The organism is Acidobacteriota bacterium (assembly GCA_030774055.1).
Taxonomy (GTDB): domain Bacteria; phylum Acidobacteriota; class Terriglobia; order Terriglobales; family Acidobacteriaceae; genus JACPNR01.
The window spans coordinates 1-10,153 of the sequence record JALYLW010000012.1; the positions used below are offsets into that span (position 1 = coordinate 1).

Genomic DNA, 10,153 nt, shown 5'->3' on the forward strand with positions numbered 1-10,153 from the left:
TTGCAGCTTGAGGTCGTGCGCCGATTGGAAGCGCTCCGCCGGGTCCTTCGCCAAACAGATGCGCACCACGCGGTCGAGTCCGGGAGGCGTGAGCGGCTGTAACGCCGCGATCGGCGGCGGCTCCGACGACAGGATGCTCGCGATCAGGCTCGCCTTCGTCCGCCCCTTGAACGGCGGCTGCGCGGTCGCCATCTCGTACAGCACCTCGCCAAACGCGAAGATGTCGGTGCGCTGGTCGGCGTCCTGCCCTTCGAGCTGCTCCGGCGCCATGTACTGGAACGTCCCGAGGATCGTCCCCTCGGTGGTGAGCTTGCGGTCGGTCGCGGTGAGTTCGGTGAGCGCGGCGGCCACCGGCACGGCTTCGAGCTGCTTGGCGAGGCCGAAATCCATGAGCTTCGCGCCCGCCTTGGTGAGCATGATGTTCGCCGGCTTCATGTCGCGGTGGATGATGCCCTGGCGATGCGCTTTGTCGAGCGCGTCCGCGATCTGGATGGCGTATCGAAGGATCTGCTCGGGCGGCAGCGGGCCTTTGGTAAGGCGCTGCTCCAGCGTCTCGCCCTCGAGGTACTCCATCACGATGAAGTCCACGTCGCCTTCGCGGCCCACGTCGTGCAGGATGCAGATGTTCGGATGGGAGAGCTTGGAAACGGCGCGCGCCTCACGCTCGAAGCGCTCGCGGATGTCGGCGTTCTCCGACATCGTGGACGGCAGGATCTTTACCGCGACTTCGCGGTCGAGCCGCGTATCCCGGGCGCGATAGACCTCGCCCATGCCGCCGGCGCCGGCGGGCGCAAGGATCTCATAAGGGCCAAGTCTTGTGCCGTTCGAGAGGGCCATTTTTTGGAGTTGCGGGAAGCTGTCGGATTATAGCTCTTGAATGTGCCGCGCTGAACTGTTCCGCTCCGCGAATATCGGCCTTCGGGAGAGTGGAAGAAACGTGAAAGAGTTTCTTTCCCTTGTCATTCCGAGCCGCGCGAGCCGAGTGCGTCAGCACGAGGGAGCGCGATGGGGTCCAGCTGATCCCATTTCCAGGTCGCGAACAATCCCACCATCACTGCGACCAGCAGATAGAGCGCGACGCCAGGGTCGACGTGGATGCTTTCCATGAACGCCTGCGAGAGTTGCGCGAAAATGTTCTCGCGCATGTCCGGCTTGGTCAGCTCTTTCGCCAGACTCTGCTGGATGGCGTTGCTGAACAGGAATACCGAGAGCAGCGCGACCGTGCTGGTCACGGCGCCGGCTGCGCTGATGAACCCGAGTGCCCGCTGCATGCGGCGCACGCACAGCACCACGATGGCAACCAACAACAGCGCATACGTGATTGCGATCTCCAGCGGGATGAACGGCGCCAGCATGATGCCCAGCGGCAGACGCGGGACTCCATTGGACGATGTGGAGGACGGTGACGAGGTGCGATCGACCTCTGTCTTGACCCGCTTCGCTGCTTTCGCGATGTCGATGAACGAAGGCTTGTCCTTCTGCTGATCGCCACCGCTCACCAGCCGCGAGACCACATCGAATGCCGACCACTCCACTTTGCCAAACATCGAAACGCGCATCTGGATGATGGGCAGGATGAGCGTCAGCAGACCGGCCGCAACGAGCGCGCTCGCGAGTCGCATGCGTGTCTTGCCCATGGGTCTCATGTGGTTCTCTGCGCGGACGCCGGCGCCGCGACATCGACTTCAGAACTTCATCGTCTTCAGCTCGGGGCTGACGATGAGCTTCGCTTCGGTCGCGCGCTGCACGTCGGCGGCGGTGAGTCCGGGAGCAACCTCTTCCAGCACCAGGCCTTCATCCTTGATCACGCGGATGTACGCCATCTCGGTGACGATGGTGTCCACGACGCGGACGCCGGTGAGCGGCAGCGTGCACTGCTTCAGGATCTTTGGATTGCCGTCTTTAGTCACGTGCTCCATCGCGATCACGGTGCGGCGCGCGCCCGCGACCAGGTCCATCGCGCCACCCATGCCCTTGACCATTTTGCCGGGGATCATCCAGTTGGCAAGATTCCCTTCCTCGTCCACCTCCATGGCGCCGAGCACGCTCAGGTCGACGTGGCCGCCGCGGATCATGGCGAACGAATCGGCGGAGTTGAAGTACGCCGTGCCGGGGATCTCGGTGATGGTCTCTTTGCCAGCGTTGATCAAGTCAGCGTCTTCCTGGCCGGCGACGGGATACGGACCGATGCCGAGCATCCCGTTCTCGCTCTGCAACACCACGTGCATGCCCGCCGGGACGTGGTTCGCGACCAGCGTGGGCATGCCGATACCAAGGTTCACGTAGAAACCGTCGCGCAATTCCTGCGCGATGCGCTTGACGATGCGGTCCCTTTTATCCGTGTCGCCGCGCTCCAAACCGCTCGGCTTTGTTGGCGTCACCATATTCGTTTAGGCCTTTGTGCAGGCGGCTCGGCGGCCTGAGGGGCCTCGCCGCCCGATTGCTACGCGTTTATCCGTGGCGATCCGGGGCAAAAAGGGGTTCACGCGGTCGCCTTGCGCAGCGTCCGCTTCTCGATGCGGTGCTCGTAGCTTGGTCCCTGGAAGATGCGCTTCACGTAGATGCTCGGCGTGTGGACGTGGTCGGGCTCAAGCTCGCCGACCGCGACCAGCTCCTCCACCTCCGCGATGGTCACCGTCGCCGCCGTCGCCATCATGGGATTGAAATTGCGCGCCGTCTTGCGATAGATGAGGTTTCCCCACTCGTCCCCGCGCCAGGCTTTGATGAATGCGAAGTCGGCGTGCAGCGCGGTCTCCATCACGTATGGACGTCCGCAAAAATCGCGCGTCTCTTTGCCCTCGGCGATCACGGTGCCGTAGCCGGTCGGAGTGAAGAACGCAGGGATGCCGGCGCCGCCCGCGCGAATGCGCTCCGCGAACGTTCCCTGAGGATTCAGCTCGAGCTCGATCTTCCCCGTAAGCACCATCGTCTCGAGCGTCTTGTTCTCGCCCACGTAGGTGCCGATGTGTTTGCGGATCTGTCCGTTGGTGAGGAGCAGGCCGAGGCCGAAGTCGTCTACGCCCACGTTGTTGGAGATGGTGGTGAGATTCTTCACGCCCTTGCGGCGCAGCGCGGCGATCAGATTCTCCGGGATGCCGCACAGCCCGAAGCCGCCCACCATGATGGTGGCGCCATCCTGCACGTCGCGGACAGCTTCATCGGCGCTGGCAACAACTTTGTTCATGACGGGAGGATTCTAGTCGGCACGCGCGGAAGCGCGCAAATCAGCGGCGCTTGCGCTTCCCAGGACGCGAAGCCGCTGTGCGCTTTGTGGTTTTCGTTTTCCGCTTCTTGGTTTCTTCTTTCCTTTCCTTGCTCGGTGTTCCTCTCCGTGTCTCGGTGCCTCCGAGTTCTCGAAGAGCGGGAAGAGTTTCGGCCCCACGCCGGAACTCCTCTTCCAGCTCCCGCGTGCGCAGGTTCTCGCGGATGTGCGCCAGTTTCTGCTCCAGCGCCGCCAGCGCCTGCTCGATATTCGCGGTGTTGGTGAGCGCGATGTCGCGCCACATGTCGTAGGGACTCGCGGCCAGGCGCGTCATGTCGCGCAGTCCGCGTCCGCCGACGTCGCTGGGGTTGGATGAACCATCGGCCAACATCAGGTCGTCGCCGGAATCGGCGGCGAGCTGCTCGGCGAAGTCCGCAAGCGAAGACGCCAGCGCTGTCGCCAGCAGTTGTGGCAGATGACTGGTCCAAGCCACCAGACGGTCGTGCGCCTCGGGCGCAATGGTCGTGGCGCGCGCTCCGATGGAAGCAAGCAGCGCGGCCCAGTCGGCGGCGGGGCCTGAATCGAGGTCCTGGTCCTGCGCTGGGGTAAGGAACCAAAGACCGTCGCGGAATAGCTCGGCGTCGGCGTGTGCGATGCCGCCGTGCTCCTTGCCCGCCATGGGATGTCCGCCCAGAAAGCGCCGCGCCACCGCCGGACCAAATACACGGCGCGCGCGCGCGACGATCTCCTGCTTCGTGCTGCCCACGTCGGTGATAAAAACATTTTTCGGCAGCCGAGGACCGAGCCGGTCGAGAAAGTCGATGATGGCGCCGACCGGCGTGGCGAGGACGATCAGGTCCGAGCCGCGCACCGCTTGCCCGCAATCCGTCTCGCCGCGGTCGATGGCGCCGCGCTTCCGTGCCGCGGCGAGGACTGGGGCGCGGTCACACCCCACGATCTTTATTTTGAAGCCCTTCGATTTGAAGCCCTTGCCACCGGAGCCTGCGCGCTTCAGCGCTAGACCGAGCGACCCGCCGATCAGGCCCGTGCCCACGATGGTGATCTGCTTGAACATGTTCTGCTATGCCAGCTTGCGGCCGACCGCGGTCGCGATCATCCGCAACTGCGCCATCAACTCGACGAATTGTTCGGGATAGAGCGACTGCGCGCCGTCGGAGAGCGCCTTCTCCGGCTCGTTGTGCACCTCGATCAGCACCGCATCGGCTCCGGCAGCAACGGAAGCCCGCGCCATGGGAGCGACCTTGTCGCGGCGTCCGGTGCCGTGCGATGGGTCGGAGACCATAGGCAAGTGCGAAAGCTTGTGCACGATGGGGATGGCCGAGATGTCGAGCGTGTTGCGCGTGTAGGTCTCGAACGTGCGAATGCCGCGCTCGCACAGCATCACGTCATAGTTGCCGCCGGCCATGATGTATTCGCCGGAAAGCAGCAGCTCTTCGATGGTCGCCGCGATGCCGCGCTTGAGCAGCACCGGCTTGCGGGCTTTGCCGAGTTCGCGCAGCAGGTTGAAGTTCTGCATGTTGCGCGCGCCTACTTGAAGCACGTCCACGTAAGGCAGCATGAGCGCGATCTGCGATATCTCCATGACTTCGCTCACCACCAGCAGGTTGAACCTATCGCCCGCGGAACGCAGCAGCTTCAGGCCTTCTTCGCCCAGCCCCTGGAAGGAATATGGCGAGGTCCGCGGCTTGAACGCGCCGCCGCGCAGGAACTTTGCGCCGGCTTTGCTGGTGGCCTCGGCGACGGCGAACAGCTGCTCGCGCGATTCCACCGAGCACGGCCCGGCCATCACGTGGACATCGTCGCCACCGAGCCGCACGCCATTCTTGAACTGGATGACCGTACCTTCGGGCCGGAAACTTCGTCCCACCAGCTTGTAGGGCGCGGAGATGCGATGCACCTCGCCCACGCCGGCAAGCACTTCGATGTCGCGGATATCGAAATCCACGCGCTGGCCCACCGCACCGAGCACGGTCTGGCGCGTGCCCGTGGAGCGGTGCACCTCGAAACCCATGTTGATGAGCCGCTCGATGACCTTCTGGATCTGCTCTTCGCTGGCGGCTTCCTGCATCGCTACGATCATTGCTTCGCTCGCTGTCGCTCGTCCATCATTCGTTCACGTCGCTGTCGAATTCCGTCCCGCCACCCGCTGCCAGTTTTTCTTCCTTTTCCTCGGACACGATCTCTTTCTTCTGCAGGTTGCGCATGATGTCGATGATGCGCTCGAAGACCTGCGTGACGTCGAGATCGGAGAGCGGACCGCGGTTCGCCGCCTTCACGTTCTCGAATATCTTGCTCTCGCGTTCCGGTTCGTAGATCGGCATCGCGGTCGAGCGCTTCTGCCGCCCGATCTCCTGCGCCGCCTTCGCGCGCTCGTTCAACAGCTCGACCATTTTGCGATCCAACTCGTCGATCTTCTTTCGCCACTCTGCGATGTCCATAAAAACCAGCTCTCAGCTCTTTCGCTTCTAGCTCCCCGCTCTGCTTCTGACGCCCGCGCTACCCAGTTTAGCGGCGGCGTGCCGCTTGAGCGAACCGATGAAGCCCGCCACCGCCTGCGCTTCCCTTCCCAGGTTGCTCTCGATGCGCTCCACGATGGCGCTGCCCACCACCACCGCATCCGCCCAGCCACCGACCGCGGCAAACTGCTCCGGCGTAGAGATGCCAAAACCGACTGCGACCGGCAGCTTGCTGAACTTACGGATGCGCCCGACCAACAGCTGCGCGTCGGAAGATACGTCGGCGCGCGTCCCCGTCACGCCCGTCCGCGAAACTGCGTAGATGAAACCGCGCGAGGCGGCGGCGATCTTTGCGAGGCGCGCGTCCGGCGAGGTCGGCGCCGCGAGGAATACGGTCGCGAGGTTGCGCTGGCGCATGCACGCGATGTACTCGCCGGCTTCATCCAGGGTGAGGTCGGTGATGAGCGCGCCGTCCACGCCGGCGGCGGCCGCAGCGGCGCAGAAGCGCGCGAGCCCCAGGCGCAGCACGGGATTCAGATACGAAAAGATGATGAGCCCGGCCCGCGGCCGGTCGCCGCGCACCGCACGCGCCAGCGCGAGCACATCTTTCAGCGTGGTTCCGGCACGCAGCGCGCGCTCGCTGGCGCGCTGGATCACGGGACCGTCCGCGATGGGATCGGAGAAAGGCACACCCAGCTCCACCACATCGGCGCCGGCGTCGATGGCGGCGAGCACGATCGCGTGCGTGGTCTCCATGTCGGGATCCCCGCAGGTGACGTACGCGACCAGCGACGGTTTGTGTTCCAGGCGCAGCGGCATGGCTAGGTCTTGCGCTCATCGCGCTTGTGCCGGTTTTTCCATTCCTCCCGGGTGATGGCGAGGACGGCGTTCGGCTCCATCCTGCCATCCCGCCCCGGGCGTTCTTCTTTTCCCACCACACTGCCACCGACCTTCTCTACCGCTCGTTGCGAACGCAGATTGTTCTCGCCGACGATGAAGAGCACGCGGTCGACAAAGCGGAAAGCGTGGTCGAGCATCAGCGCCTTCAATTCACCGTTGTACTCGCCGCCCCAGAACGCGCGTTCCAGGAACGTCCAGCCGACTTCCACCTGGCGTTGCTCCACGTCGAGCCGCGCGTAGCGCGATGAACCGATGATCCTTCCCGTCTTGCATTCGATCACGGCGAAGGCGCCGCGCGATTCGAGGGCCGAGTCGAAGAAACTTTGGAACACGTCGCGCTGGTAGCGGTCGCTCTCCGGATGCTGCTCCCAGATCAGCGGATCGCTCGCCGCTTGGTAGAGCGCGTCGAAGTCCTGCGGCGCCAGCGGACGCAACTCGAGCAGCTTTCCCTGCAAGCGCGGCTGAAGGTCGAAAGTCAATTTTGAGTCCTCAAGACTTGAGGTTCTCCCGCAATATCCCGATGTCCTTGTCGCCACGCCCGCTGATGTTCACGATCACTACGTCGGACTTCTTCATCTTGGGCGCGCGCTTCACCAGCTCCGCCACTGCGTGCGCGGACTCGAGCGCCGGGATGATGCCTTCCGTCCGTGCCAGCAGCGTGCACGCGGCCAGCGCCTCGGCGTCCGAAGCGGCCACGTACTCGGCGCGACCGGAATCGTGCAGCGCGGCATGTTCCGGACCGATGGCCGGATAATCCAGGCCGGCGGAGACCGAATGCGTGCTCGCCACCTGCCCGGCCTCGTCTTGCAGCACGTAAGAATACGTTCCCTGCAGCACACCGGGCGCGCCACCTTCTCCGAGGAAGCGTGCCGCATGTTCGCCCACGCGTGCGCTTCTGCCGCCCGCCTCCACCCCGATCAACTGCACGCGCTTGTCGCCGATGAACTGATGGAATATCCCGATCGCGTTCGAGCCGCCGCCCACACATGCGATCACGGCGGCCGGCAGCTTGCCCGCCTGCTGCGTCACCTGCTTGCGCGCCTCGCGCCCGATGACCGACTGGAAATCGCGCACCATGGTGGGATACGGATGCGCGCCCAGCACCGACCCGAGCAGGTAGTGCGTGGTGCGGACGTTGGTCACCCAATCGCGCATGGCTTCATTGATGGCGTCTTTGAGCGTGCGCGACCCGGCCTCCACGCCGCGGACTTCCGCGCCCAGCAGCCGCATGCGGAAGACGTTGAGCTCCTGGCGCCGCATATCTTCGGTGCCCATGTAGACCACGCACTCAAGATCAAACAGGGCGCACACCGTGGCTGTAGCTACCCCGTGCTGCCCCGCACCGGTCTCCGCGATGATGCGCCGCTTGTTCATGCGCTTCGCCAGCAGCGCCTGTCCCAGGCAGTTGTTGATCTTGTGCGCGCCGGTGTGCAGCAGGTCTTCGCGCTTGAGATAGATCTGCGCGCCGCCCAATTCGCGCGTGAGCCGCGCAGCAAAGTAAAGCGGCGTAGGACGTCCCGCGTACTGCACCAGCAGCTCGTGCAACTCGCGCTGGAACCTGCGATCGCGCTTTGCCTTGGCGTATGCGCGCTCCAATTCCTCGAGCGCGGCAACGAGTGTTTCCGGCACGTAGCGCCCGCCATAGGCGCCAAAGCGTCCGGGAGCCGCGGCGGAGCTGGTTCGTGGAAACATAGTTCGCGGAGACATAGTTCGCGGAGACATAAATCGCCTAGAGCGTGGCCTCGACCTCGCGGACTTTATCGATGAAGCTGCGCACCGCCGCTTCGTCTTTCACGCCCGGCTGCTTCTCCACGCCGCTGACGACGTCCACGCCCCACGGCCGCAGCTTGCGGATAGCGTCTTGCACATTCCCCGGCCGCAGGCCGCCGGCGATGACGAAGCGCAGCTTGTCGTTCTGCTTGAACTGCTCCATCAGCGCAGCCGCGGCGTCCCAATCGAAGGGCTTGCCCGAGCCGCCGCGGACCGTCGCCGGGGAATCGAGCAGGAAGGCGTCGATGAGTTCGCCGGCCGCGGCGAACTGGCGGATCTTCTCCGCCGCACCCTCGTCCATGCGGATCGCCTTGAAGATGCGCGTGACACGCCGCCGCTCCGGATATCCAGTTGCCTCCGCGCTGGGCCCGCCGGGGAACAGCTCGCGCACGTACTGCGGTGTCTCATCGCCGTGCAGCTGCACTGCCGTCATGCCGGCCCGAGTCACGACCTCGCGCACGCGTTCCGGTTTCTCGTTCACGAACACTCCTACCCGCTGCAGGCTCGCGGGCAAGTGCGCCACGATGTTGCGCGCGTCGAGGGGCGCGATGCGGCGCGGCCCGGAGGCGAAGATGAACCCCACGGAATTCGCGCCCGCCGCCACCGCACTCTCGGCATCTTCCACGCTGGTGGTGCCGCAGATCTTTATCCAGATGTTCTTCAACCGGCTGTTCATGGTTCTTTTGTCCCTCGCATCGCCTCATTCGCGGCACTTGGCGGCGGCGTACCCATCTCCGCGAGCAAGTGGCGCAGCGCGGCGCCGGGATCCTCCGCCCGCATCAGCGATTCGCCGATGAGGAAGGCGGCATAGCCCGCCGCACGCAGCGTGCGGATATCTGCGGCGCTCTGGATGCCGCTCTCCGCCACCTTCAGCGTGCTCGCCGGAAGTTTGTCCGCCAGGTCGAGCGCCACCCGCAGGTCCACCTCGAAGGTCTTCAGGTTGCGGCAGTTCACCCCGATAAGGTCGGCGCCGATGGCGGCGGCGCGTCCTATCTCCGCTTCATCATGCACCTCGACCAGCGCGTCGAGCCCGAGGTGGCGCGCTTGCCCGTGCAGCGCCCGCAACTCGGCCCAGGTCAGCGACGCCGCGATCAGCAGCACTGCGTCGGCGCTATTCGCGCGGGCTTCGAGCAACTGGAATTCGTCGACGATGAAGTCTTTGCGCAGACAAGGCAGCTCCGTTGCGGCCGATGCCTCGCGCAAATAGGCCAGCGATCCCTGGAAGTGAGCTTCCTCAGTGAGAATAGAAAGGCAGCTCGCACCGGCGGCGGCGAGCCCAGTGGCCAGGCGTCCCACAGGAAAGCTGCCGCGGATCACGCCCTTCGAGGGCGAAGCCTTCTTCAGCTCCGCAATGATGGCCGCCGGCCGGCCCGACTCCGTAGCTCGCGCCAGCGCCCGCCGAAAACCCCGCGGCGTGTGCGCCTCGGCACGCCGGCGCAGTTCGTCCAGGTCAGTGGAGGCCTTGGCCTGCTCCACCTCGCGACGCCGCGCAGCCACGATCTCGTCCAAAGTCACGGGCATGAGAGAGTCAGTCAGTATAAGCCGAGGGCCCGATTTCATGGGCCCGCACCGGCGTTTCAAGGGTTTGACAGGCCCGCGCGCGCTCGGCGAGAATGGGACGGTAGTTCCTGCCTGCCTCGTTTCAAACATCAGCCGAAGTGGCGGAATTGGCAGACGCGCATGGTTCAGGTCCATGTACCCGCAAGGGTGTGGGTGTTAGAGTCCCTTCTTAGGCACAAGCTCCACACGAACATTGGAAGATCTAGCTAGCCCAGGATAACGAATATGTCGCAACCGAAGCCGC

At 64.6% G+C, this 10,153-nt stretch carries 12 protein-coding genes and 1 tRNA gene; 1 reads left to right on the forward strand and 12 read right to left on the reverse strand.

Annotation, left to right across the window (positions count from 1 at the left end):
- From M3P27_01265 to trpC, 12 genes are all read right to left on the reverse strand, one after another.
- Positions 1–837, reverse strand: an 837-nt coding sequence (locus M3P27_01265) for a serine/threonine protein kinase (GenBank protein MDP9266940.1), incomplete at its 3' end; no start/stop codon positions are given.
- 122 nt (positions 838–959) lie between these two features.
- A complete protein-coding gene (locus M3P27_01270; GenBank protein MDP9266941.1) occupies positions 960–1,637 on the reverse strand; it encodes a hypothetical protein in 678 nt (225 codons plus the stop codon).
- A 48-nt stretch (positions 1,638–1,685) separates the two neighbouring features.
- Positions 1,686–2,384, reverse strand: coding sequence for a CoA transferase subunit B (locus M3P27_01275; GenBank protein MDP9266942.1), 699 nt, complete (start codon positions 2,382–2,384; stop codon positions 1,686–1,688).
- Positions 2,385–2,482: 98 nt separating this feature from the next.
- Positions 2,483–3,184 (reverse strand): CoA transferase subunit A, encoded by a 702-nt coding sequence (locus M3P27_01280; protein MDP9266943.1) that lies wholly within the window; start codon positions 3,182–3,184, stop codon positions 2,483–2,485.
- Positions 3,185–3,224: 40 nt separating this feature from the next.
- On the reverse strand, positions 3,225–4,277 hold the full coding sequence (locus M3P27_01285; GenBank protein MDP9266944.1) for a prephenate dehydrogenase/arogenate dehydrogenase family protein: 1,053 nt from the start codon (positions 4,275–4,277) through the stop codon (positions 3,225–3,227).
- A gap of 6 nt (positions 4,278–4,283) precedes the next feature.
- On the reverse strand, positions 4,284–5,303 hold the full coding sequence (gene aroF, locus M3P27_01290) for a 3-deoxy-7-phosphoheptulonate synthase (protein ID MDP9266945.1): 1,020 nt from the start codon (positions 5,301–5,303) through the stop codon (positions 4,284–4,286).
- Positions 5,304–5,328: 25 nt separating this feature from the next.
- Positions 5,329–5,661, reverse strand: coding sequence for a chorismate mutase (locus M3P27_01295; GenBank protein ID MDP9266946.1), 333 nt, complete (start codon positions 5,659–5,661; stop codon positions 5,329–5,331).
- Positions 5,662–5,688: 27 nt separating this feature from the next.
- The gene (gene trpA / locus M3P27_01300; GenBank protein ID MDP9266947.1) at positions 5,689–6,498 is read right to left on the reverse strand and encodes a tryptophan synthase subunit alpha; all 810 of its coding nucleotides are present in this window, start codon (positions 6,496–6,498) and stop codon (positions 5,689–5,691) included.
- A 2-nt stretch (positions 6,499–6,500) separates the two neighbouring features.
- Positions 6,501–7,058: a GNAT family N-acetyltransferase gene (locus M3P27_01305; protein ID MDP9266948.1), complete on the reverse strand. Its 558-nt coding sequence runs from the start codon at positions 7,056–7,058 to the stop codon at positions 6,501–6,503.
- A 10-nt stretch (positions 7,059–7,068) separates the two neighbouring features.
- Positions 7,069–8,271, reverse strand: a complete 1,203-nt coding sequence (gene trpB / locus M3P27_01310; GenBank protein ID MDP9266949.1) for a tryptophan synthase subunit beta — start codon at positions 8,269–8,271, stop codon at positions 7,069–7,071.
- 37 nt (positions 8,272–8,308) lie between these two features.
- Entirely contained in the window at positions 8,309–9,025 is a 717-nt protein-coding gene (locus tag M3P27_01315) for a phosphoribosylanthranilate isomerase (GenBank protein MDP9266950.1), read from the reverse strand.
- The gene (gene trpC / locus M3P27_01320; GenBank protein MDP9266951.1) at positions 9,022–9,870 is read right to left on the reverse strand and encodes an indole-3-glycerol phosphate synthase TrpC; all 849 of its coding nucleotides are present in this window, start codon (positions 9,868–9,870) and stop codon (positions 9,022–9,024) included. Before trpC ends, M3P27_01315 begins: the two co-directional genes overlap by 4 nt.
- Before the next feature lie 131 nt (positions 9,871–10,001).
- Here trpC and M3P27_01325 point away from each other — a divergent pair.
- Positions 10,002–10,085, forward strand: a tRNA-Leu gene (locus tag M3P27_01325).
- Positions 10,086–10,153 lie beyond the last annotated feature (68 nt).

Coding starts and splice junctions, on each gene's coding strand:
- M3P27_01270 (MDP9266941.1), bottom strand. CDS start 1,637: ATGGGCAAGACACGCATGCGACTCGCGAGCGCGCTCGTTGCGGCCGGT.
- M3P27_01275 (MDP9266942.1), bottom strand. CDS start 2,384: ATGGTGACGCCAACAAAGCCGAGCGGTTTGGAGCGCGGCGACACGGAT.
- M3P27_01280 (MDP9266943.1), bottom strand. CDS start 3,184: ATGAACAAAGTTGTTGCCAGCGCCGATGAAGCTGTCCGCGACGTGCAG.
- M3P27_01285 (MDP9266944.1), bottom strand. CDS start 4,277: ATGTTCAAGCAGATCACCATCGTGGGCACGGGCCTGATCGGCGGGTCG.
- aroF (MDP9266945.1), bottom strand. CDS start 5,303: ATGATCGTAGCGATGCAGGAAGCCGCCAGCGAAGAGCAGATCCAGAAG.
- M3P27_01295 (MDP9266946.1), bottom strand. CDS start 5,661: ATGGACATCGCAGAGTGGCGAAAGAAGATCGACGAGTTGGATCGCAAA.
- trpA (MDP9266947.1), bottom strand. CDS start 6,498: ATGCCGCTGCGCCTGGAACACAAACCGTCGCTGGTCGCGTACGTCACC.
- trpB (MDP9266949.1), bottom strand. CDS start 8,271: ATGTTTCCACGAACCAGCTCCGCCGCGGCTCCCGGACGCTTTGGCGCC.
- M3P27_01315 (MDP9266950.1), bottom strand. CDS start 9,025: ATGAACAGCCGGTTGAAGAACATCTGGATAAAGATCTGCGGCACCACC.
- trpC (MDP9266951.1), bottom strand. CDS start 9,870: ATGCCCGTGACTTTGGACGAGATCGTGGCTGCGCGGCGTCGCGAGGTG.